The organism is Pontibacter diazotrophicus, assembly GCF_003367245.1.
Taxonomy (GTDB): domain Bacteria; phylum Bacteroidota; class Bacteroidia; order Cytophagales; family Hymenobacteraceae; genus Pontibacter; species Pontibacter diazotrophicus.
The window spans coordinates 1-22,029 of the sequence record NZ_QRGR01000020.1 but is presented as its reverse complement, the minus strand read 5'-3'; the positions used below and the strand labels follow the sequence as shown (position 1 = coordinate 22,029).

22 protein-coding genes and 1 tRNA gene are annotated in these 22,029 nt (G+C 48.6%); 6 read left to right on the top strand and 17 right to left on the bottom strand.

What is annotated here, in order from left to right; genetic code table 11:
- Window positions 1-2: 2 nt before the first annotated feature.
- The 3 genes from DXT99_RS17280 to DXT99_RS17270 all read right to left on the bottom strand — a co-directional run bounded on the left by DXT99_RS17280 (window position 3) and on the right by DXT99_RS17270 (window position 2,847).
- Window positions 3-308, bottom strand: a complete 306-nt coding sequence (locus DXT99_RS17280) for a YtxH domain-containing protein (protein WP_115566840.1) — start codon at window positions 306-308, stop codon at window positions 3-5.
- A gap of 87 nt (window positions 309-395) precedes the next feature.
- Window positions 396-1,568 (bottom strand): transcription antitermination factor NusB, encoded by a 1,173-nt coding sequence (nusB, locus tag DXT99_RS17275; protein WP_115566839.1) that lies wholly within the window; start codon window positions 1,566-1,568, stop codon window positions 396-398.
- Window positions 1,569-1,746: 178 nt separating this feature from the next.
- Window positions 1,747-2,847 (bottom strand): Glu/Leu/Phe/Val family dehydrogenase, encoded by a 1,101-nt coding sequence (locus tag DXT99_RS17270; RefSeq protein ID WP_115566838.1) that lies wholly within the window; start codon window positions 2,845-2,847, stop codon window positions 1,747-1,749.
- Between the two features lie 153 nt (window positions 2,848-3,000).
- Here DXT99_RS17270 and DXT99_RS17265 point away from each other — a divergent pair, with 153 nt between their 5' ends.
- On the top strand, window positions 3,001-4,785 hold the full coding sequence (locus DXT99_RS17265) for an ABC transporter ATP-binding protein (protein WP_115566837.1): 1,785 nt from the start codon (window positions 3,001-3,003) through the stop codon (window positions 4,783-4,785).
- A 136-nt stretch (window positions 4,786-4,921) separates the two neighbouring features.
- Complete coding sequence (locus DXT99_RS17260) at window positions 4,922-5,332, top strand: hypothetical protein (protein ID WP_115566836.1); 411 nt, start codon at window positions 4,922-4,924, stop codon at window positions 5,330-5,332.
- 73 nt (window positions 5,333-5,405) lie between these two features.
- Here the strand turns inward: DXT99_RS17260 and DXT99_RS17255 are convergent, their stop codons facing one another.
- The 4 genes from DXT99_RS17255 to truA form a co-directional block, all read right to left on the bottom strand.
- Entirely contained in the window at window positions 5,406-6,017 is a 612-nt protein-coding gene (locus DXT99_RS17255) for a TetR/AcrR family transcriptional regulator (RefSeq protein ID WP_115566835.1), read from the bottom strand.
- Between the two features lie 93 nt (window positions 6,018-6,110).
- The gene (locus tag DXT99_RS17250) at window positions 6,111-6,632 is read right to left on the bottom strand and encodes a GyrI-like domain-containing protein (RefSeq protein WP_115566834.1); all 522 of its coding nucleotides are present in this window, start codon (window positions 6,630-6,632) and stop codon (window positions 6,111-6,113) included.
- Window positions 6,629-8,398 (bottom strand): ABC transporter ATP-binding protein, encoded by a 1,770-nt coding sequence (locus tag DXT99_RS17245; RefSeq protein WP_115566833.1) that lies wholly within the window; start codon window positions 8,396-8,398, stop codon window positions 6,629-6,631. Before DXT99_RS17245 ends, DXT99_RS17250 begins: the two co-directional genes overlap by 4 nt.
- Window positions 8,399-8,777: 379 nt before the next feature.
- Complete coding sequence (gene truA / locus DXT99_RS17240) at window positions 8,778-9,521, bottom strand: tRNA pseudouridine(38-40) synthase TruA (RefSeq protein WP_115566832.1); 744 nt, start codon at window positions 9,519-9,521, stop codon at window positions 8,778-8,780.
- A 336-nt stretch (window positions 9,522-9,857) separates the two neighbouring features.
- Between truA and DXT99_RS17235 the strand changes: the two genes are divergently transcribed.
- Window positions 9,858-10,358, top strand: coding sequence for a DUF4293 domain-containing protein (locus DXT99_RS17235; protein WP_115566831.1), 501 nt, complete (start codon window positions 9,858-9,860; stop codon window positions 10,356-10,358).
- Between the two features lie 222 nt (window positions 10,359-10,580).
- Here DXT99_RS17235 and DXT99_RS17230 read toward each other — a convergent pair whose 3' ends face one another.
- The 5 genes from DXT99_RS17230 to DXT99_RS17210 form a co-directional block, all read right to left on the bottom strand.
- A complete protein-coding gene (locus tag DXT99_RS17230) occupies window positions 10,581-11,330 on the bottom strand; it encodes a DUF4476 domain-containing protein (RefSeq protein WP_115566945.1) in 750 nt (249 codons plus the stop codon).
- A gap of 201 nt (window positions 11,331-11,531) precedes the next feature.
- Entirely contained in the window at window positions 11,532-12,221 is a 690-nt protein-coding gene (locus DXT99_RS17225; RefSeq protein ID WP_115566830.1) for an outer membrane beta-barrel protein, read from the bottom strand.
- Between the two features lie 352 nt (window positions 12,222-12,573).
- Complete coding sequence (locus DXT99_RS17220) at window positions 12,574-13,743, bottom strand: AIR synthase related protein (RefSeq protein ID WP_115566829.1); 1,170 nt, start codon at window positions 13,741-13,743, stop codon at window positions 12,574-12,576.
- Between the two features lie 138 nt (window positions 13,744-13,881).
- Window positions 13,882-14,181: a HigA family addiction module antitoxin gene (locus DXT99_RS17215; protein WP_115566828.1), complete on the bottom strand. Its 300-nt coding sequence runs from the start codon at window positions 14,179-14,181 to the stop codon at window positions 13,882-13,884.
- Window position 14,182: 1 nt separating this feature from the next.
- Window positions 14,183-14,473, bottom strand: a complete 291-nt coding sequence (locus tag DXT99_RS17210) for a type II toxin-antitoxin system RelE/ParE family toxin (protein ID WP_115566827.1) — start codon at window positions 14,471-14,473, stop codon at window positions 14,183-14,185.
- Between the two features lie 243 nt (window positions 14,474-14,716).
- On the opposite strand from DXT99_RS17210, the gene DXT99_RS17205 reads away from it, so the two are divergent.
- On the top strand, window positions 14,717-15,268 hold the full coding sequence (locus tag DXT99_RS17205; protein ID WP_115566826.1) for a hypothetical protein: 552 nt from the start codon (window positions 14,717-14,719) through the stop codon (window positions 15,266-15,268).
- Window positions 15,269-15,354: 86 nt separating this feature from the next.
- On the opposite strand, the gene DXT99_RS17200 is transcribed toward DXT99_RS17205, so the two are convergent.
- From DXT99_RS17200 to DXT99_RS17185, 4 genes are all read right to left on the bottom strand, one after another.
- Window positions 15,355-17,301, bottom strand: a complete 1,947-nt coding sequence (locus DXT99_RS17200; protein ID WP_115566944.1) for an OmpA family protein — start codon at window positions 17,299-17,301, stop codon at window positions 15,355-15,357.
- Window positions 17,302-17,330: 29 nt separating this feature from the next.
- Window positions 17,331-17,813, bottom strand: coding sequence for a hypothetical protein (locus DXT99_RS17195; RefSeq protein WP_115566825.1), 483 nt, complete (start codon window positions 17,811-17,813; stop codon window positions 17,331-17,333).
- 123 nt (window positions 17,814-17,936) lie between these two features.
- Window positions 17,937-18,722: a (Fe-S)-binding protein gene (locus DXT99_RS17190; RefSeq protein WP_115566943.1), complete on the bottom strand. Its 786-nt coding sequence runs from the start codon at window positions 18,720-18,722 to the stop codon at window positions 17,937-17,939.
- Window positions 18,723-18,924: 202 nt separating this feature from the next.
- Entirely contained in the window at window positions 18,925-20,298 is a 1,374-nt protein-coding gene (locus DXT99_RS17185; protein WP_115566824.1) for a (Fe-S)-binding protein, read from the bottom strand.
- Between the two features lie 169 nt (window positions 20,299-20,467).
- On the opposite strand from DXT99_RS17185, the gene DXT99_RS17180 reads away from it, so the two are divergent.
- A tRNA-Phe gene (locus tag DXT99_RS17180) sits at window positions 20,468-20,540 on the top strand.
- A 353-nt stretch (window positions 20,541-20,893) separates the two neighbouring features.
- Here the strand turns inward: DXT99_RS17180 and DXT99_RS17175 are convergent.
- A complete protein-coding gene (locus DXT99_RS17175; RefSeq protein ID WP_115566823.1) occupies window positions 20,894-21,094 on the bottom strand; it encodes a hypothetical protein in 201 nt (66 codons plus the stop codon).
- A gap of 99 nt (window positions 21,095-21,193) precedes the next feature.
- Here DXT99_RS17175 and DXT99_RS27565 point away from each other — a divergent pair.
- The coding region (locus DXT99_RS27565) for an SPW repeat domain-containing protein (RefSeq protein ID WP_449578115.1) at window positions 21,194-22,029 on the top strand (836 nt) is incomplete at its 3' end.

Below are 22,029 nucleotides of genomic sequence, written 5' to 3'. Positions count from 1 at the left end.
CTTTATAGTTCTTTGCGGCTGTTAATCTCGTTGATAAGTGAATCCACATCTCCAAGTAACTTTTCTGCTTTGTCTTTCGCGTCCTGTATTACCCGCTGTCCTTCTGATTTAGCGTTTGTTGGCAGGTTATCACTTTTAGCCATTAACTGCTGCGTTAAATCAGCCAGGGTGTCGCGGTATTTCTCTAAGCGGTAGCTTAGCCAGTAACGGGTTTCTCTTCCTTTTTCGGGCGCAAAAAGGATGCCAGCTACGGCCCCTACGGCCGCACCCGATGTAAAAGCCACTAGTACGGTTGTCTTTTTACTCATAGTTTGTATATGCTTATTAACGTCAGGGACGAATTCTCCTTTACTTACGGCAATTCCGGCATAGAGGTCACTCTCGTCCGGGCTGCGTTATTTATTATCAATCAGACCACGGCCCGATTTACGAATCTCACCTTTTGTGGTCAATTCCTGTGCCATTTTATCCAGCACGCCATTAATAAACTGTTTACTTTTCGGAGTGCTGTACAGCTTCGAAATCTCAATATACTCGTTGATGGTTACCTTCACCGGTATGCTGCGGAAAATGTACATCTCGCAAAGCGCCATCTTAAGAATGATCTTGTCCAGCATCGCCACACGCTCCACATCCCAGTTTTTCACGCTTTCGGAGATCATGGCTTCGTACTTTGCTTCCTCCTGCACGGTCTGGAAATACAAATCCTCAAAAAAGGCTTTGTCGTCTTCCCAGTTAGCTGACAGGTCCAGCAATTGCACCTCTTCTTCTGCCTCTTCTCCTAAGATTTTGATGGTTTTGTTGACAAGGCTCTTTACAATTGCTTTGTTTTCAACCCAGTTCAGATCCTGCTCTTCAAACAAAGATTGTAAGTTTTTTTCTTTAAAGATAATGTTTTTGAAAATATGTTTCACTATCTCCAGGTCGTCCTCAAGGGTCGGATTTGGCAGCGACAGGTAGTTCAGAAAGGCTTCGTCCTGCTTCAGGATGTTCTTATAAACAGCCCGGATCGCGCTGATGTCGGAGCCCCAGCTGATGTTGCGCCGGATGATGTGCTGCTGGTATGATTTGTTCTGGAGCAGGCGCTGCACCACGCGGTTTTGCAGGAATTGCTTCACATCAGGGCCGCTTGCAGCCGTAAAGCGCTTCTCTTTCTTTTCCTCCTCTTCCTCAATCAGGCTGACTAATACTTCCAGTATCTGGAGTGTACCCAAGTAATGGTCATAAATACGCTCCACAGCACTCAGCATCTGGTTGCCGTAATACGTGTAGTCTTTTTTAATGAGGTTCTTGTAATACACGATGGCCCTGTTAACCGCATCAATCGTCTCCTTATCCGATTCCTCTGTCTCGAACTGCTGCGTTTCGTACCACTCTTTGAAGAGCAGCGTGGCAATCTGCCTTCTACCTTCCAGCAGTTTTCTGTCCTGCACCTCCATTGAATTCAGGTCCGGAGCAAAGTCCTCGCCTATCTGGTCTAAGGCCAGTAAATAATCGGAACCTACGGCTTGTTTATAGGCATAAATCGCCTGCATCGCCTTAATTCGTAGTGTTCTGCGGTTAAGCATATTTGAAAGAACGTATGTTGGGTAAAAATCTTTGTTAAAACAGGCGCATCAAGCCTGGCAATTTTTTTTGATAGCTTTCTTCTAAAGAAAAGAAAGCCCGCTATAGTTCCGCAAATGCCGGAACCCATGGAAGCGCATTTTTAAATTATATTCTGAGCTGCAAATACACGCTTAGCAATTAGAAAGTAGAACGCATTTTGCCAATGCTCTCAATGCGCTTTTCTGCCAACCTCATGGCTGCCTGCTGGTTGTGCAGACCTTCTTTCTCAGCAAGCGCGAAGATATCCAATGTATATCCATAGATGCGCTCCGTCTGTGCATAGGCGTTGTCGCGGTTATAGCCCACCAACTCTGAGTACACATTAATCAAACCTCCTGCATTAATTAAAAAATCAGGTGCGTAAACAATGCCTTTCTTCACCAAAGCCGGCCCATGCACCTGCTCATCGCGCAGCTGGTTGTTGGCGCAACCTGCAATTACCTTACACTTCAGACGGTCGATCGTTATATCGTTGATGGTACCACCCAGCCCGCATGGCGCGTAAATGTCTACATCAAGGTCATAGAGTTCGTCCATACCCACCACTTTGGCGCCAAACTTTTTTGCCACTTCCCGCAGGCGGTCTTCGTAAATATCAGTCACAAATATTTCGACGTTTTCTTTCGTCAACAGCTCTACCAGGTAAGCACCCACATGGCCAACGCCCTGTACGGCGATTCTCTTGCCTTCGAGAGAGTCTGATCCGAAAGCCTTTTTTGCGGCCGCTTTCATACCCATATAGGTACCATATGCCGATACCGGGGATGGATCTCCGCCACCGCCCCTGGACTCAGGCAAACCACATACATGCTCCGTTTCCATCCGGATGTACTCCATGTCCTTGGTTGTCATGCCCACGTCCTCGGCTGTGATAAAAGAGCCGTTCAGGTTTTTAATAAAGCGGCCGAACCTGCGAAGCAAAGCCTCATTCTTGTCTTTTTTGGCATCCCCGATAATCACAGCTTTTCCTCCACCCAGGTTGAGGCCGGAGATAGCGGCCTTGTAGGTCATTGCTCTCGAAAGGCGCAGCACATCATCCAGCGCCTCTGCCTCTGAAGCGTAAGACCACATGCGCGTACCGCCCAGGGCGGGGCCAAGCACTGTATTATGTACTCCAATAATAGCCTTCAAGCCAGTATCTTTGTCGTGGCAGAAAACAACTTTCTCGTGGTTGTGTTCTGATACCAGATCAAAGACTGACTTGTCTTTCTTCCGCTTAACTTCTTTTAATTCGACCATTTATAGAGTTTGATTATGGGTTGTTCTATCTTTGCGAATGAGGCACCTGGTACCCCCTCCCCCTTTCGCGCTGCGAAATTAATTCTTTTTTTTTGTATTTCAATTTGTACTTTGTCAGACTACGTAAAAGCCCTAAGGCTTTAAATTTGCACTGTGAAATCATTACGTTACATAAATAAATATTTATTCCGATATAAGTACAGGCTCCTGCTGGGCATTGTATTTACCATTATTTCTAACTTTTTCCAAATTTTACCGGCCCAAGTGGTGCGCCATGCCTTTAACCTGATCAGGGAAGGCATTAACCTGTACGGCCTGTTCGAGGGGCTGAACCAGCAGGAACTGGTATATGATATTTTTGCTAACAGCATTCTGGTATATGGCCTTATTATTTTAGCCATGGCTTTGCTGCGAGGCATCTTCCTGTTTTTTGTGCGGCAAACTATTATCGTAATGAGCCGCCTGATTGAAAACGACCTGAAGAACGACATTTACGCGCACTACCAGAGCCTGCCACTCAGCTTTTACCGCAAAAACAACACCGGAGACCTCATGTCGCGCATCTCAGAGGATGTGAGCCGCGTGCGGATGTATGTTGGCCCGGCCATTATGTACGGCATCAACCTTATCGTTTTGTTTCTGATGGTGATTCCGTATATGCTTTCCGTGAACGTGAAGCTGACGCTATATACCCTGATTCCTCTGCCTGTACTGGCCATCAGCATTTATTACGTTAACAACATTATCCAGCGTAAGTCAGACGAGATTCAGAGGAGCCTTTCCGGTATTACCACGTTTGTGCAGGAGGCCTTCTCCGGTATCCGGGTGCTGAAATCCTTTGTGCGCGAGGAGGACTCCCATAATAACTTCACTACTGCCAGCAACAAGTACCGGGACAAATCACTGGAGCTGAACTTCGTGAACTCGCTGTTTTTTCCGCTGGTGCTGTTCCTGGTAGGCCTCAGTACTATTATCACCGTCTATATTGGTGGGCAGGAGGTCATTAACGGCAGCATCACGACAGGTAACATCGCAGAGTTCATCATCTACGTGAACATCCTCACATGGCCGGTTACCTCCTTGGGTTGGACAGCCAGCCTGGTGCAGCGGGCGGCAGCATCACAGCAGCGTATCAACGAGTTCCTCAACACTGAAAACGATATCGTTTCCCGTAAGAACATCAGCAAGCCTATCAAGGGAGATATCGCGTTCGAGAACGTTGACTTTATTTACCCTGATACAAACATTCATGCGCTGAAGAGCGTGTCGTTTAGCATTAAGCATGGCGAGACGCTGGCTATAATTGGCAACACCGGCTCCGGAAAAAGCACCATTGCAGCCCTGCTGCCACGCATGTATGATGCCACCAGTGGCCGCATACTGATTGACGGCGTGGATGTGCGCGACTACAACATCAAGAGCCTCCGCAGCCAGTTTGGCTATGTGCCGCAGGACGTTTTCCTGTTCTCCGACACCATCAGCAACAACATCGGCTTTGGTCTACCGGAGATTACGGAAGAGCAGATGGTGCAGTCTACCAAAGACGCCGACGTGTATGAGAACATCAAGCGCTTTCCGGAACAGTTCGAGACAAAGCTGGGGGAGCGGGGCATTACCTTATCTGGCGGCCAGAAGCAGCGGGTGTCTATTGCGCGGGCACTGGTGCGTGAGCCAAGCATCCTCATACTCGACGACTCCCTCTCAGCAGTGGACACCAAAACGGAAAACGCTATTCTCGGCAGCCTGCGTCGCATCATGCATAACCGCACGAGCATCATTATCTCACACAGGGTATCGTCGGTGAAGCTGGCGGATAGTATTCTGGTAATGGAAGACGGGGAGATAGTGCAGCATGGCTCGCATGAGGAACTGATAAACGAGGAAGGCCTGTACAAGGTACTGTATGAGCGCCAGCTGCAGTCGGAAGACACAGCATAGGTTTGCCATTTTTTTCCTGCCGTTTACCCTTGCAGGAGCATCATAGGCTACGGATAACGGTTCAAGGGATTTTTTTGGGACAAATTCTGTTATATCCTCGTATAGCAAGTTTAAAACTAAAATAACCCCTTTACATATGGCTGTTGACCTACAACAAATCGGTAAAAGATTCCGGTTTTACACCAACCTGAAAGAGCTGGAAATGGAGCAATTAAAATCTATGACCGGCAGCGACGAGGAAACCCTTTCGAACATAATTTGTGGTAAAAACTACGCTTTAGATGAGTTGGTGACCATTGTGAAGCATTTCGAAGACCTGAACCCCCAGTGGCTCATTTACGGTGAAGGCAGCATGTTTAAGCCGATGAGCGAAGACGGCACCTGTCAGGATGGCCAGAAAGGCTGCCTGAAGAAAGACAAAGCTGCTTACCTGGGGCAGATGAAGAACATGTTGCAGGAACTCGATGCCGCAGAAGTAGCCAAAGGGCATCATGCCGATGTAGAGGCGCTGAAAGCAAAGTTAGACGAGTATAAGGCGACGCATTAAATTGTTGCTTGCTAATTGTTGATTGTTCAAAGATTGAATAGTGCAGGAACCTTAAGCAATCGACAATTAGCAATCATCTATTCAAGCTGATGCCGTTGAGAACGAGGCCTATCGTGAAAAGGACATCCCGCTCTATTTTCTGAAAGTCGATAGAAGGCAGTTTGTGGAAATCAGCCCGCTGGAACTCCTCGAACTGGATAAGGTCTTTCACAACCATGATGGAATAGCCCACGCGCTCTGCTTCGCATGGCAGAAACATTCCGTTGCTGATGCCCTCTTTTATCACCGAGGCGTAGTAGTTTGACTCCTTGCCTCTCGACTCCCGGAACAGCTCCTGGAAAGTAACACGTGTTTCGATCAGCACCCGGATAGAGATGGTGTGCTGCGTCACGATTTCCTGGTAGTAGCGCAACGAAGACCGGATGTACAGCAGCAGGCGCTCGTGCGGATTTGGCTCCTGGTCTGCTATACGCTTGATGCGCGACAGGCTGTCCCGCCACTCCTGCGAGAAAGCCTCTATAAACAGCAGCTCCTTACTTTTGTAGTAATAGTACAGCGAAGGCTTCTTCATGCCGATGGATTCGGCAATATCGTCGAGGGTGGCCTTGCTGTAGCCTAACCTGCCAAACACTGCTTTCGCCGATTGCAGTATCTGTTCTTTTTTAGCCTCTGCTTTTTTGCTCAAAGTGTCTTGTTGCTGTTATTGCCGGACGTAATAGCCGCATGACTACTCCTTCCCTCAAAGATATACTTTTTCCTTTATTGGCGAGCTCAAATATTACTGCCTCACCGGCACCTCTACCACTCCCCTGTCATCTTCCGGGAACCATTCCACATAGAAATCCTCCAGTTGCAGGTTCTCTTCCTGGGCATAGTCAAAAACAGCAGCATAAAGCTTATCAGGAGCCACCGCTATCGTAGCATTTACTTCGGCACGGACTACCTGCCTGCCGCCCGGCACAGTACGCAGCTCATACCCTGCAGGCAGGGTTATGTTATTTGTGTCTGGCACAATAATACCAACAAAGGCTCTTAAGCTGTCCCCGCTTTTATCCGGGTCGTTGTAGTAGATATTTCCCAGCATGCCCTCCAACTCGTTGTTGTCCAGCACTTCGGCTGCCCGCTGGAAAGTTTTGCTCAAAGCCTCGTCCTTTATAGTGCCTTCATAGGGCTGGCCTGCCACATACTTCGTTTCGGAGGTAATAACAGAAACATCTGGAGCCGTAAAACCGCCTATGTATGTGTATAGCACCAGCAAAACAATGGCGACACCGGCCATTACATAGAAGAATGTTTTCATAAGTCAATCATGTTCTTGTACTGCATCTTGTGTAGTTGGGCGTAGTAGCCGTTCAGTTCCAACAGCTCTTCGTGCGTGCCCATCTCTTTCAGTTCGCCCTTATCCAGCACAATAATCTTATCTGCTTTCTGAATAGTAGACAGGCGGTGCGCGATTACAATGGAGGTACGGCCGTGCATCAGCTGGTCGATGGCGTACTGTATGAGTTCTTCTGTTTCAGAGTCTACGCTGGAGGTAGCTTCGTCCAGGATAATAACCTCCGGGCTATACACCATAGCACGCACAAACGAAATCAGCTGGCGCTGCCCCACTGATAAAGTGGCTCCACGCTCCATTACCTGGTAGTCCAGCCCACCGGGCAGGCGCTCTATAAACTTACGCGCGCCTACCAAATCAGCGGCTTCCCAGATCTGCTCTTCGGTAATGGATTTGTTACCTAAGGTAATATTATCGGCGATTGTGCCGGAGAACAGGAACACATCCTGCAGCACCACACCAATGTGGTGGCGCAACACACTCAGGTCATACTCCTGCAGGTCGTGGCCATCTATGATAATGTTTCCTTTGTTGATTTCGTAGAAGCGATTCAGCAGGTTGATCACAGAGGTTTTACCTGCACCAGTGGCGCCTACAAAAGCCACTGTCTGCCCGGCTTTCACCTCAAAAGACAAGTCGCGCAGCACCCAGTCTTCCTCTTTGTAGGCAAACCACACGTTTTGAAAACTTACATTCCCGCGTATCTTGTCTGGTGCATAGCTCCCGTTGTCAGGAATCATCTCTTTGCTATCGAGCAGGCGCATGAGGCGCTCTGTACTCACCACACCTAACTGCAGCGTGTTAAAGCGGTCGGCAATCATCCGGATCGGGCGGAAGAACATCTGGATGTAGAGGATAAAGGCCATCAGCGTACCAAGCGAAGTTTCGTCTTCAATTACACCGTGGGCACCATACCACACCAGCAGCCCCAGACCGGCCGCCCCGATAATTTCCGCCACCGGAAAGTAGATAGAGTAGTACAGCACGGAACGGATGTTGGCGCGGGTATGCTCTTTGTTGATGGCTTTGAACTTCTCCATCTCGCGATCTTCGTTATTGAAGATCTGCACGATGCTCATGCCGGTGATATGCTCCTGCACAAAAGAGTTCAGCTTCGCCACCGCCGTGCGCACCTCCTGAAAGGTGCCTTTTATCTTTTCTTTAAAGATATAGGTGCTGATGATCATGATCGGGAACGTAGAGAGGCTCACCAGCGTCAGTTCCCAGTCAATGTAAAACATAAAGCCCACGATGAACACCAGCTGCAGGATATCACCAATCATCGCCGCCAGGCCCTCACTGAACACGTCCGATAGCGTCTCCACATCCGACACGTTGCGTGTCACAAGGGTACCAATCGGGGTTCTGTCGAAGAATTTCAGACGCAGGTCCAGGATGTGGCGGTAGAGCTTGATGCGAATATCGCGCACCACATTCTGCCCTAACCAGCCGGCAAAATAGGTATGCAGGTACTGCACAATGGCATGCACCACTAACAGCACGCCCAGTATCACGAACATGCGGTTCAGACCTTCCCAGTCGTTGTTCAGAATCTCGTTGTCTACGGTATACTGAATCAGGAAAGGGCGTAATGCTGCCAGAATAGCGGAGGCAAGGGTTAAGAAAATGATAAAGTAAAAGGTCCTCATATAAGGCGACACAAACGTGAAAAGCCGCTTCAGCACATCAGAGTCTAATACTATACCACTGTTTTTAGATTTATCTTCCAAAGTAATAAAAAGTCGCTACAGGTTATGGATGAGATGGCGCAACCGAAGCCATGCCTTCTTCTAACCGTTTGTAAAGTTAATGGTTTTGGATCAGGATTCTCAGGATTTGTATGATGTAGAGGATTTACGCAATACGCATTCAAATGGTACCGCTGTATACCCAGATAGTTGATGCAGTGACAGGATTTTCTTTTCGTTATACCTGATAGCTTCAAGATCCCGCAGCTACAGCAAATTGTCTGCATCAGGATTTACAGGATGAAAAGAATTAGCAGGATGGCTATAATTAGATAAGAACAATTATCAGGTTTAATTCCAAAGGTCAGTTATCGTACATCCTGTTCATCCTACAAATCCTGCAAATCCTGATTCAGACAACTTACTGAAGCAACCCCTCCGGGTACTCTACTTTTGCCAGGTACAGGCCCTCTGCCGGCGCTGCTCCGCTGGACTGCCGGCGGTCCTGGCTTGCTATTACCTGCTCAAACTGCGCCACCGTCAGCTTACCACGTCCTACATCCACCAGTGTGCCGACAATGAGGCGCACCATGCCGCGCAGAAAGCGGTTGGCGCGAATGGTGAATACCAGTTCCTCCCCTTGCTGCCGCCATACGGCCTCATACATGTCACAGCGATAATGTTTGGTGTCGCCTTTTACTTTGCTGAAGGTGGTAAAATCTTCATACTTCAAAAGTATAGCAGCAGCCTCATTCATTTTCTCCACGTTTAGCGGGCGGCTGTGGTGGTAGGCATAAAAGCGCTTGAAAGGATTTCTTGTGAGGCTAATATGATAGTGATAGGTACGGGCAAAAGCGTCGAAGCGGGCATGGGCATCGTCCGGCACCAGGTACAGCTGCTTTGCCACCACATCGTCCGGCAGCAAACGGTTAAAGCGGTAAACCGACTGCTGTGTATCCAGCTCCTCCTCCACATCGAAATGAACGAACTGCTGGCTGGCATGCACCCCTGTGTCGGTGCGGCCGCTGCCGGTGGAACTGATTTGCTGCCGCAGCACTTTGCTCAGGCAACTGTCCAGCACCTCCTGCACCGACAGCGCATTAGGCTGCACCTGCCATCCGTGAAACCGGGTGCCATCGTAGGCTATCTCTAAAAAATAACGCATGGGGCAAAGGTATGAAATTCCGGGGGCTCTCGCATAACCTCACAGCGCCTCCCAAACCTGTGCGTGTTTTGCCAGCCAGCAGACGCTCGCAGGAGCTGCGCACGCTACGAAGTCTCTTGTATAGCTTTATATTATACTCTCTCTGCGTTTCACGTGAAATGCTGTAGCGCTTTCCGCGGACGCGGTTTTGTCTCCGCAAGTATATTTCCGAGGCTGCCGCCACACTTTGTCATCAGGTGCACTGGTAGCTTAACAGCATGAGCTTTGCGCATCTAATTTTTGTTTTACAGGTCTTTGTCTAATTTTGCATCTCTTTATGAGTTAAACAAACATTTTATGATACAAAGAATCCAAACCGTATTTCTGTTCCTGCTCATCGTAGCAATGGTCTCGATGTTGTTTCTGCCGCTTTGGTCCAAAACAGATGCCGTTACAGGAGAAACTGTCGTGCTTACTGCCTGGAACCTGAAGTCAGTTATCCTGAATGAGGAGGGCGACCCTACCGGGGCAGGAACACTTCCAGAGCGCGGCACCATTGGCATTGGCTTACTGGCTATTGCAGCGGCAGTGATTGCAGCTTATGAGATTTTCCAGTACAGGAGCCGCCTGAACCAGATGAAACTAGGCTTGCTGAACACACTTGTGATGGCTGCACTGCTGGGCACCACCTTCTATTATGCCACGTATGTTGGCTCGGAAATGGTAGAGGCTGATGGCAATGGCTCTTATCATGCCGGATTTTATATGCCCGTGTTCGGACTGCTGTTTAATGCCCTGTCAAACCGCTTCATTAAACGTGATGAAGATTTGGTACGGTCTGTAGACAGACTGAGATAAGTTAGAGAGTTGTTCTGAGTTAGAAAGTTAAAGATTTAGAAAGTTGAAAAGTGAGAAGCCGCTTCCGGACATTGCGTCTGAGAGCGGCTTTCAACTTTTAACTCCTTTATTCATAGCATGATTATCAACATGCTATGAGAGCTACCTCTATCAATTCATATAAACTTTCTAACTTTTTAACCTTCTAACTCTCTAACTTAAAACAACTTTCTAACTCCTAAACTACCTACGGCTGTTGCTGTAGCGCTCTAGCTCCTCCACGTTGCTGTCGAAGCGGAACACATCGTAGACGTAATAAAAGTGATCTCGGTCGCAGAGGTAGTCGTAGGCAAACTTGGCGAAATCCACTTGGTTGGACTCATACTCGAATTGCTGTAGCAGGCGCCTCAGGTCTTCTGCCATGATACTGCCGCTACGAACTGCCTCCCGGGCTATGGCCAGTTTGGTATTGTCGAACTCCCGGCTGTTCATGGCCTGTATTACCCGGTCCAGTTCCTGTGCCGTCAGCAGGTTGCGGCAGTTGTTGCTTTCTTCGTCATAACGGGGTAATTGAGGTTCACGCCGGTTGTCGCGTCCGTAATCCTCATAGCGGTCATCATAACGTGGCAAGGGCGGAGCAGGTGTAACGACTACAGGTGGTGGCACTACTCTAATCTCTCTGATTAGGTGCAGATATGCCCTCCTGCCTCTGGTACGCACACCGTAGTTGGCTTCCACCCCATTAGGCACAAGCACGCGCTGCCCCATCTGGTATACACCACGCCGGCTCCTAACGCTAACCTCCACCAGGTGCCTGCCCGGCTGCAGGTGATTGATGCGTACATAATTCGACGCCCTGTGGTTAATCGTCTTACCGTTCAGCTTGATATAGAATACCTCGCCTCTTTCGGCACTGAAGGTAAGAACAGAAGCCTGTGATATGACCGGCAACGCCAGCAGCACAAGCAGGAACGGAAGTAGAAGCTTTTTCATCGGAAGCATAGGTTTTAGCTCATACTTCTGCTAAACCAAGTTTTGTGCCAGAAAAGACTACCTCAGTCTATAGTTGACGCCAAGTGCCAAGGACCTGTAAATTGGTTGCTGATTCTGTAACTGCGGCTCCTAGAATATCTTTTATGATGATATTAGATGCTATCTCCTCCAATACCTTTCTTTAAACGGCCGCTCAACTATTTAGAGATTATAATTAAACCCGACTCCTATAGATTTAAAAATGCGGTCAAACCCAGTTAAGCGCTGGTCCCAATCATAGTGAAATGAATTGTTTCCTGTCAGGTTATATTTGAAGGCATGATATTCTATAAGCCCACTGAAGCGCTTGCTTATCTTATAGTTTAAGCCAAAGCCAGCAGTAACAAAGGTATTCATACCAGTGTCTCTTACATCCAGTACAGTGGAGATGTCATCCTGCCGTGTCTCTATCCTTTTGAACTTGGTGGTGCCGAAGGCAGGCATCATCGTACCCGTGCCATATAGTTGAAACCGTCTGAAAACTTTGAACAACACGTATCGCATGGTAACGGGCACAGCCAAAACATGTGTGCTGGAGTAGGAATCGTACATCAGTGTGTCTGGGGAACCCGGCGACCAGTTGGTATGGTCTGAGCTGCCCCCGTAAGCAAGCCCTACCTGTATGCTTGCCCGCTCATCCAGCTGATAACCGAAGTTGATTGCAAGCGGGGCAAAATAACCTGACGTGACATCCTTAGCGCCCTTGGGGTTTTTATAGTAGATGTGGTGTGAGACAGTACTAAAACTGACACCAACATAAAATCTATCCCTATCAGATACAGCGGAATCTGGATGCTGTGCTATGGCTTTTAAAGACAGCAGCATCAGGAAATTTAATAATAATATCTTCATAGCTTATTCCTTATTTCTACCACAACATCACAAAAAGGCCTTTGTAAAAGGAACACAAAGAGTAGCTGCCTTATCGGCGTGCTCCAGAATGGTGGGAGTAAATGTTTGTTCATCCAGGAAGCAGAATCATATACGCGGCCTATATATTCAATATAAAGAAAAGAAACCTCACATAAGAGGTAATTATTAACCCTTTTGTAACATGTAGTAGGTGCACTGTTAGCTGTAAAGGATACAGTACCCACAGCAGCAGCCTCAAAGCCTGATTTTGCAATATGGGGCTTAAAACATAAGAGCCACAGGCAAAACACCTGTGGCTCTTATATAATCATAATCTTTATCAGCCGAGCAACTACCCCTCATAGTAGAACTCGCCGTACTTGCTTTTGATGGTCAGTTCGTTACTGTCGCTTTTCTTTACGCGGCCAATAATTTTTGCCTCCACGCCAAACGCTTTGGAAATATCTATCAAATCCTTCGCATGGGCCTCAGGCAGGTAAATCTCCAGGCGGTGGCCCATGTTAAAGACCTTGTACATCTCTTTCCAGTCGGTGTGGCTCTGCTCCTGTATAATGCGGAACAGCGGCGGCACCGGGAACAGGTTATCCTTCACAATATGCACTTTGTCGGTAAAATGCAGCACCTTGGTTTGCGCCCCACCACTGCAGTGCACCATGCCGTGAATGTGCTGGCGGTGCTCCTTCAGTATCTCCATTACAATAGGGGCATAGGTGCGCGTCGGCGACAATACCAGTTTACCCATTTCCAGGCCTGTCTCTTTGTTCACGTCTGTTAACCTATAGTTGCCCGAGTACACCAGATCTACCGGCAGCTCCGGGTCATAGCTTTCAGGGTAAGAGGCAGAGAGGTATTTATGGAACACATCGTGCCGGGCAGAGGTCAGGCCGTTGCTGCCCATGCCTCCGTTGTACTCGTCTTCGTAAGTCGCCTGCCCGTAGGAAGCAAAGCCCACGATTACGTCTCCGGGTTGAATGTTGTCGTTTGAGATGACCTCATCGCGGCGCATACGGGCCGTCACGGTGCTGTCTACGATGATGGTGCGCACCAAATCTCCTACGTCGGCTGTCTCGCCGCCAGTACTGTAGATGCCCACGCCATTGTCGCGGAGCATTTGCAGCACTTCTTCTGTACCGTTAATGATGGCTGCTATCACCTCCCCCGGTATCAGGTTTTTATTTCTTCCGATAGTAGAGGACAGCAGGATGTTATCAGTAGCGCCCACGCACAGCAGGTCGTCGGTGTTCATAACCACAGCATCCTGGGCAATACCTTTCCACACACTCAGGTCGCCGGTTTCCTTCCAGTACATGTAGGCCAGCGACGACTTTGTGCCCGCGCCGTCGGCATGCATGATGGCGCAGTACTCCGGATCTCCGGTGAGTATATCGGGAATAATCTTGCAGAATGCTTTCGGGAAAAGTCCTTTGTCGATGTTCTTGATGGCGTTGTGCACATCCTCTTTAGAGGCAGAAACGCCACGGCGTAGGTATCTATTTTCCATAGCTCAGGGTAGTTTTTACAAATTTAAGAAAGGCTTTTGGATTAGCGGTAGCGGGAAGTATAAATTCAAAAGATATAGCGGTTAAGGGATTTGTGCAGCGGAAGCCCGAAGCGCAGCAAGGGTTAAAGCTGCATTGGGTTAGGCAGCGTTTTTCTCAAAGCGTTTAATTGCTTCTAAATCTTTCTGTTTATTTATCTTCTCTTCTTCCAAATCATAGTCGTCTTGCAAACCAAGCCAGAACTTAGGGGAGTTTCCAAAGTAGCAGCTTAATCTTAAAGCCGTGTCTGCTGTAATTCGCCTGTTTCCTTTCAAAATTTCAGACACTCTGGTCTGAGGAATCCCAATGTCCTTTGAAAGTCTGTATGCTGTGATGCTTAGAGGAACAAGAAACTCTTCTCGCAGTATTTCTCCCGGATGAATGTTGGGTAATCGTTCCATATTATTCTTTATAGTGGTAATCAATAATTTCTACTTCTGATGCTTGGCCGTTATGCCATTGAAAGATGATTCTCCATTGGCTGTTTATCCTGATGCTGTAAAACTCTTTTAGGTTTCCCACTAATTTCTCTAACCTGTTGGAGGGAGGAATCCGAAGGTCGGCAAGATCTTGAGAGTTGTTGAGCATCCTTAATTTACGCCTGCCAATCGTCTGGATTTCCATAGGCAGCTTCGCTACCCTTTCTCCATTCCAAATTTTTTCAGTTTCCTTTGACCCAAAAGAAATAATCATGCTTACTTTTTACGTTACTAACGCCAAAAGTAAGCACAGGGTTTAGAACTAAAAAGGCTTTGAAATTTTATTTTAAAATTCTGCCTAACACAGCCATAATGGGGTATCACACATTATGTTTCCTCTTCTGTTATATAACACTGCCAATAGTATGAAAATCTCTTCCATCCTAATACTTCCGAAGGGCTGCAACCATTTGTTACAAATATGGCTCCACCTATATAGAACTAACCTTATAACCTGATGAAAAACAAACTGATGCTCCCTTTACTGGGTGCGCTGGCACTTGCTGCCTCTCCCCTTCGCGCCCAGAACGAAATGCCTATCTCCAAACCACAGGCTACAGCACCTTACAGAACCGCCATCGGATTCAGAACGAACGCTAGTGGGCCAGCGGGTGCAAAGTTTGAACTACGGATGAAGCATTTTGTCAAGCCGGAATCGGCATTTGAGCTGCAGGTGGGCCAGTGGCACTATCATGAATCTTACCAGGCCTCGCTGCACTATATTTGGCAACCACAGTTACTCACCTCCAGCCGCCTGAAGCCTTATGCCGGCATTGGCATTGGAGCGGTGGGCACCACCCGAAACAGGTACCTGGAGAAACAGGACATGGAGGTTGGCGCTGTATTGCTGGCGTCTGCCGGTCTGGAGTATACCTTCCCTAAGATTCCGCTGGCACTTTCTATCGATTATCGCCACACTTTAATTGGGCATAACACGCATACGCTTAGGTCGCTACCTTTAACCCGCATGCACAGCTTTGGCATCGGGATAAAGTATATTTTCCGCTAAGCCTTTCACAGGTACAATACAGTAATCAAAAGAAAGAGCAGCATGAGAATAAACTCATGCTGCTCTTTCTTATAGCGCTACACTGATTATTCCTGTATACGCACCACTTTGAATTCGGTACGGCGGTTACGCTGATGTTCTTCCTCCGTTGTGGCGTTTGGCACCACAGGGCGGCTTTCACCGTAGCCTCTGGCTGTGATGCGTGAGCGGTCGATGCCCTGCGAGATGATGTATTCTACGGCCGACTCGGCACGTCGCTGCGACAGGTCCAGGTTATAGGCTTCGCTACCGCGTTCATCGGTATGGGAACTTAGCTCAATCGAAATACCTGGATTATCTTTCAGTATCTGCACCAGCTTATCCAGCTCCTGTGCCGCATCCGGACGAATATCCGCTTTATCGAAATCGTAGAAAATGTTCTCCAGCACAATGGCCTTCTCCCGCACAATTTCATTCAGCACCAAAGTAGCAGTTAGCCGCACTTCGTTCGTTCCTTCCTCCAACTCATCCTGCGGTGGCGTTTTACCCACTGTCGTTATCTGCTCACGGGCTGTAAAGAAGCCGGGCTTATCTGCCACCAGCGAGTAAGTAGAGGCTGAGTCGAGGGCAAAGGTAAACTGCCCGCTTGCATCTGTCGTTGTTTCCCGTAAACTTTGGCCGCTGGCGTCCTGCAGTACTACAGTTTCGTTCGGCACTACGGTACGTTGGCTAGCGCCTTCGCGCTGCTGATACAGCGTACCATCCACAAAGAAGTTAACCAGCCTGATGTCACTCCTCACAAAGCGGTACAAGTCATCGCCCCCCTTGCCGCCCTCGCGGTTAGAGGAGAAGAAGCCTGTATTGCCCGCCCCGACAAAGATTCCGAAGTCATCGCCTGGTGAGTTGATGGGCTGCCCCATATTTACGGGCTTTCCGTCTTCTATGCGGAATAGATCCAGCCTTCCCAAGCCAGGCAGTCCATCGGAAGCAACATATATGGTACCATCCGGCCCTACTGAAACAAAGTCTTCATTGCCTGCCGTGTTAATATCCGGTCCCAGGTTCTCTGGTCTGGAGAAGCGGCCATTATCGTCGATGGTGGTTTTGTAGATATCGTTCCCACCCAGGCCACCTCTGCGGCTGGAGGAGAAGTATAGTGTTCTGCCGTCAGGGGAGAAAGCCGGGGAAGAGTCCCAGGCCTCGGGGTCGTTGATACTGAGTGGCTGTGGTTCTGTCCAGGCGCCGGATCGGAAGTTTGAGATAAACAAGTCCACGTTCTGGCGGCCCTTTTTCGTTCCTTGGTTTCCCCGGGCAAATATCATGGTGCGCCCCTCGTTTGTAAAAGTGGCCAGGGCATCATGTATTCCCTCAGCGTTGATGTTCTCGTACGGACGCACAGCACCGCCCATTTCAGCAGCAGAATCTGTGAGCGTAGTGGCATACAGGTTTAAGAAGCCTTCGCCATTTCCCATATACTCTTTGCCCGGACCACGCGTGGAGGAGAATACCAGTTCGTTTTCCAACACGTAAGGAGCAAACTCCGAGGCTTCTGTATTCAGTGCCTCCAGATTACTGATCTTGTAAGGCGAAGAGAGGCGGAGTATATTGCTCAGGGAGCTCAGCGTTTCAACCTCACGGGCAGCCAGCGCCTTTAGTTGCGGGCTGGTGCCTACGCGCACGTAATCCTGCAGTTGTCGCAGCGCCTCCTCATATTGTCCGTTGGCTTTCAGGGCAAGCCCATAGTAGTAATAAGCGTCCTCTTTGCGGAAATTGGCATCCAGGGCTGCTTTATAATAAGGCATTGCCTCCGCTATGCGGTTGGAGCGGCGGTAAGCTTCCGCTATTTTGTAGTTTACCTCGCCCGGGTTGTTTGCGTTCGTCAGTGCCTGTTTGTAGAACTCGATGGCACGCTCATACTGTTCCCGCTCAAAACGTTTATCGCCTTTGCTAAGGTACTGCCCTGCACAACCGCCGAGCACCAGCAGGAGCAACAACAATACACTGATGGATTTAATTTGATGCGCTATGGATTTAAATTTCAGCGTTTGGTGCATGAACAAAATATGGTTAGGGTTTTGCCGTATCAGAAATAGCGGGAAAGCCAGCTGTTGCCGGCAGGCCGTGGCCATGCTTCCTGCAGCTCTCCGTAATTGTTTACTAATGTATCAAAGTATAATGTATTCTCACTAATCTCGCCGGCCGATACTTTCTTTTTCAGCTCCTGCACACTTATCAACTCTACCTCCCCCTCTTTCAGGAATGCCAGTTGCGTACGGTCGAAAAAGGAAACCTGAAGCTGTTGCTCCAGCTCCCGCACAAAGTTCACGGATTTATCGATAGAGCAGCCACTGGCAGCGGCGGCTGTTTCGTTATTGGCCAGCACTAAAAATTGGTTGTGCAGCAGCTCTGCAGAAGCCTGAAGGCCAGTACCATGGCTGCTCCACTCCTCTGCAAAACGCTGTAGCGTCGGTTTTATTTTATCCTGCTCTGCGTCCGTTAAGGGCCTGTTGGCTTGGTAAATCCAGAGGCGCGCATGTGGCGGCAGTTCGTTAAATGGAATATACATTTTTTGATTAATAATTGTTGTTTGTTGATTGTTAAGGCTCATGATCACATGGCCGCATTGCTTAATCGTTAACAGCAAAAAAGGAACAAAGATTTAACAATTAAACAATATAGCAATCAACAATTACTTCGTAAGCCCCTCTGCCTGTGCGATTAGTTCAGCGATATCGAAAACCTGTACGTTTTCTTCCTGATCCTTGTTCTTCACACCATCGTTCATCATGACCATACAAAAAGGACAGGCCGTGGCAATCACACTGTTTCCGGCTGTACCTAAGGTAGCCAGTGCCTCTTCTGTTCTTTCTATGTTCACATCCTTTTTGCCTGGCTCCGGCTCTTTAAACATCTGGGCACCACCGGCACCGCAGCAAAGGCCGTTCGCACGCACACGTTTCATCTCCACGAGGTCTGCATCCAGCACCGCCAGCACTTCGCGCGGGGCCTCATATATGTCGTTGGCGCGACCAAGGTAGCAGGAGTCATGGTACGTGATGCGGCGGCCTTTAAAGCTCCCGCCCTCTTTTACGCGTACTTTGCCCTCGTTTATCAACTGCTGCAGAAACGTGGAATGGTGAATTACCTCATAGTTACCTCCCAAATCAGGGTACTCATTCTTCATGGTGTTGAAGCAGTGCGGGCAGGCGGTTACAATCTTCTTTACGTTATAGCCATTCAGTACTTCGATGTTTGTCAGGGCCTGCATCTGAAACAGGAACTCATTTCCGGCGCGCTTCGCCGGCTCGCCGGTGCAGCTTTCTTCTGTGCCCAGCACCGCATACTTTACACCTATATGCTCTAAAATCTGCACAAAGGCACGCGTTACTCTTTTATAACGGTCGTCGAAAGAACCCGCACAGCCCACCCAAAACAGGATTTCCGGCTCTTCGCCGTTGGCGGCCATCTCAGCCATGGTAGGCACTTTCACTAATCTTTTATTTTCTTCCATCTGTTTTTATGAATTGTTGATTGCTAATTGATGATTGCTATTCTGTACCTGCCCCTTTCTATTTCTCTTTGTTGTTCACAAAAAGCAGGTATAGCTCGGGCAGGGCACAGCAATCAACTGTGTAACAATTCAACCTTCAATCAATTAACAAGTTAACAATCAACAATTAATTTTTGCTTGGCACGTAAATTTCGTCGGCCCAGTTAAAGCGGTCGGCTGGAGAGAACGCCCAGGGAGCACCGTTGTTCTCGATGTTGGTGAACATGGTGTTCAGCGAAGCCGGCGCAGCAGACTCTTCCAGCACCAGGTAACGGCGCAAATCCATGATAACGGATAGTTGATCAATGTTTACCGGGCAGGACTCCACACAGGCGTTGCAGGTAGTACAGGCCCAAAGCTCCTCCGGCGTAATATAGCCGCGCAACAGCGTTTTCTCCTCTGTCACCTCTACACGCTCTTCGCCTTGTTCCTTGTAATGGTTAGGTACAAATATTGCCGGGTGCTCTCCCTTTTCTTCCATTCTGTCGCGGGTGTCCATCACGATCTTACGCGGGGAAAGCAGCTTACCCGTAATGTTGGCCGGGCAAACAGAAGTACAGCGCCCGCACTCGGTGCAGGTATAGGAATCCATTAACTGCTTCCAGGACAGGTCTTCTACATCTTTGGCTCCGAAGCGCTGAATGATCGGGTTTCCTTCTGCATCCATCTCTGGGGCTGGTGGCTGGTAGCCCGGGTCCAGCATGGCCTTTATTTCATGCGTAATAGCTGGATTGGTGGTAAACTTACCTTTGGGCTTTAGATTAGAGTAATACACGTTCGGGAAAGCCATGAAGATGTGAAAGTGCTTGGAACTTGGCAGGTAGTTCATAAAAGCCAGGATACCCACAAGGTGGAACCACCAGCCTATTTTCGCTATCACGTAAAGCTGATCCGGGTCTTCACCAAAAATATTCACAAACAACAAACTCACAGGGTAATATCCTACCACTTCGCCACCTGCCACGAGCACGCGCTTCATATCTGCAATGTTGAAGACGAACAAGGCAAGCATCAGCACAATCTCTGTAACCAGAATGATATTAGCATCTATTTTTGGCCAGGCGCGCATTTCTACCCCATTCCACAGCCGTGGCACCTTTGTTACATTACGCCGCCACAGGAACATGACGCAGGCAATGATCACAAGCGCCGCCAGTATCTCGTTCAGGGCCATCAGGCCGCTGTACAGCTCGCCCACAAAACCAAGCGCACGGTGGGTACCAAAAATCCCATCAATCAGAATCTCCAGCACCTCCACGTTGATGACAATGAAGCCCACATACAAAAAGAGGTGCAGCACAGCAGGCAACATACGTTTAAACATTTTCTGCTGCCCAAAAGCCACCAGCAAAGTTTTATTAATACGTTCCGATGGATTGTCGTTTAGCGTAGTATCACGCCCCATCAGCACATTTTTCCTGATTTTGCGGATCTGCCATATAAACAAGCCAATGCCGATGGCAGCCACTATCAAAAAGATGATGTTCTCTATTCCTATCACAGCAAACTATTCGTTATACATACTAATTTATAGCTAAAGATAGCAGAATACTGAGAATAATGTACGCAGGAAACATTTTTAAAAATATTTTTCTCCAGAATATTTGCTACTTAAAAGTTAGTTGCTACTTTTGCATACCCTTACGGAACAAGGGGACACAACAAGAGCTGGTGATGTAGCTCAGTTGGTAGAGCAAAGGACTGAAAATCCTTGTGTCGGTGGTTCGATTCCACTCATCACCACGAAAACCTCTGTCAGAAATGGCAGGGGTTTTTTGCTTTTAGGCTCAATATGAGCGCTTTTTAGCAAGTAACAGACGGTAAAGGAACAGGTGTGAGGTGACTGCTTATAATCAGGACGAAACAGCTCTGCCAAGCCTTCTGCCTCTCGTTTGGAGAGATCATTGTCTCATGTATTGTCTCCCTTTTCCACTCTGATACAAGCGGCTCTCCCTCAAGGATAATAGGTAAGGCACCCATAAAACTCTTTGAAATTAAGAACAGCGCACAACCATTTCTGTTTCACTTTTTACTCGAAATGCTGCCAGCTCCTCTGTTTTAGTGCTATTTTTCAAACAGAGCAAACCTTTACAACTTTACAAATAATCAGAGGGGCTAATTACTTTGCCCTTGTTGCTCAACAGGGTGCCTAGCACCACCATATGGTAGCCATAGGTTGCTTCTCCCAAATCAGAACCTGACATATCATAATAGGTACAGCCAACTTGCCACAGGTTACTGATGTTAAAACCACCTAGCAGTACTATGCCGCCATACTTCCTGTAACTTTCTGCCATCCCCCCGCTGCAGATTTATTTGAAGTCTGCTGACAATATCGAGTTCATGGTTGCTTCGTATAGTTAATTTTAGAGTTTGTACCTAGAAACCACTCCCCGATGGAAAACAACGAAGAGCGTGAGCACAAGGACAATAAGAAGAGCAATGGCAAGCACAGCGGCTCCATGGGCATGCGCGGTGTGACAAGGCCAATGGCTGAGAAGGAGCTGCGCCAGCATAACAAGAAAATGCACAAAGACGGCCAGGAAAAACAGGACCAGCACAAAAGGGGGGATTACCAGCACGAAGGCCATCAGCATGAGAAAGGCCATCAGCACGAGAAGCACAGCGGACACGAAATGGACATGTCTGACGAGATGCGGGAGAAAATGCTGCACATGCACCACATGCAAACCCTGTGGGTGTACTGGATGATTATCATCCTCGGTGCCTGGGTGCTGCTCTCGCCGCTTACCTTCGACTATAGCATCGGTACCGTGGAACCGTCAGGCGGCAGGAGCGTGTGGCTCTCGCTGGACCAGCGCATTGCTTTCATGAAGTGGAGCGACATCATCAGCGGTGCTCTGCTCATCTTCTTCGGGTGGCGCGGCCTCACCCCCAACCGTCCCGTCAGTCTGTGGATCTGCTGCTTTGTCGGTATCTGGCTTACCATGGCACCCATCATTTTCTGGTCTCCCACGGCAGTCGCTTACCTCAACGACACCCTGGTGGGCGCACTTATCATCGGGCTCACCATCCTGATACCGGGCATGCCCAACATGATCATGTACATGAAGATGGGCCCCGATACACCTCCGGGCTGGAGCTACAACCCCTCCAGCTGGCCGCAGCGCTGGATTATGATGGTGCTCGGTTTCATCGGCTGGCTCGTGTCGCGCTACCTGACCGCTTTCCAGCTGGGCTACATCGACTCTGCCTGGGACCCTTTTTTCGG

Excerpts from the sequence above, each read along its gene's own strand:
- DXT99_RS17280 (WP_115566840.1), bottom strand. The coding sequence starts at position 308 with ATGAGTAAAAAGACAACCGTACTAGTGGCTTTTACATCGGGTGCGGCC.
- nusB (WP_115566839.1), bottom strand. The coding sequence starts at position 1,568 with ATGCTTAACCGCAGAACACTACGAATTAAGGCGATGCAGGCGATTTAT.
- DXT99_RS17270 (WP_115566838.1), bottom strand. The coding sequence starts at position 2,847 with ATGGTCGAATTAAAAGAAGTTAAGCGGAAGAAAGACAAGTCAGTCTTT.
- DXT99_RS17260 (WP_115566836.1), top strand. The coding sequence starts at position 4,922 with ATGGCTGTTGACCTACAACAAATCGGTAAAAGATTCCGGTTTTACACC.
- DXT99_RS17250 (WP_115566834.1), bottom strand. The coding sequence starts at position 6,632 with ATGAAAACATTCTTCTATGTAATGGCCGGTGTCGCCATTGTTTTGCTG.
- truA (WP_115566832.1), bottom strand. The coding sequence starts at position 9,521 with ATGCGTTATTTTTTAGAGATAGCCTACGATGGCACCCGGTTTCACGGA.
- DXT99_RS17235 (WP_115566831.1), top strand. The coding sequence starts at position 9,858 with ATGATACAAAGAATCCAAACCGTATTTCTGTTCCTGCTCATCGTAGCA.
- DXT99_RS17230 (WP_115566945.1), bottom strand. The coding sequence starts at position 11,330 with ATGAAAAAGCTTCTACTTCCGTTCCTGCTTGTGCTGCTGGCGTTGCCG.
- DXT99_RS17225 (WP_115566830.1), bottom strand. The coding sequence starts at position 12,221 with ATGAAGATATTATTATTAAATTTCCTGATGCTGCTGTCTTTAAAAGCC.
- DXT99_RS17220 (WP_115566829.1), bottom strand. The coding sequence starts at position 13,743 with ATGGAAAATAGATACCTACGCCGTGGCGTTTCTGCCTCTAAAGAGGAT.
- DXT99_RS17215 (WP_115566828.1), bottom strand. The coding sequence starts at position 14,181 with ATGGAACGATTACCCAACATTCATCCGGGAGAAATACTGCGAGAAGAG.
- DXT99_RS17210 (WP_115566827.1), bottom strand. The coding sequence starts at position 14,473 with ATGATTATTTCTTTTGGGTCAAAGGAAACTGAAAAAATTTGGAATGGA.
- DXT99_RS17205 (WP_115566826.1), top strand. The coding sequence starts at position 14,717 with ATGAAAAACAAACTGATGCTCCCTTTACTGGGTGCGCTGGCACTTGCT.
- DXT99_RS17200 (WP_115566944.1), bottom strand. The coding sequence starts at position 17,301 with ATGCACCAAACGCTGAAATTTAAATCCATAGCGCATCAAATTAAATCC.
- DXT99_RS17195 (WP_115566825.1), bottom strand. The coding sequence starts at position 17,813 with ATGTATATTCCATTTAACGAACTGCCGCCACATGCGCGCCTCTGGATT.
- DXT99_RS17190 (WP_115566943.1), bottom strand. The coding sequence starts at position 18,722 with ATGGCTGAGATGGCCGCCAACGGCGAAGAGCCGGAAATCCTGTTTTGG.
- DXT99_RS17175 (WP_115566823.1), bottom strand. The coding sequence starts at position 21,094 with ATGGCAGAAAGTTACAGGAAGTATGGCGGCATAGTACTGCTAGGTGGT.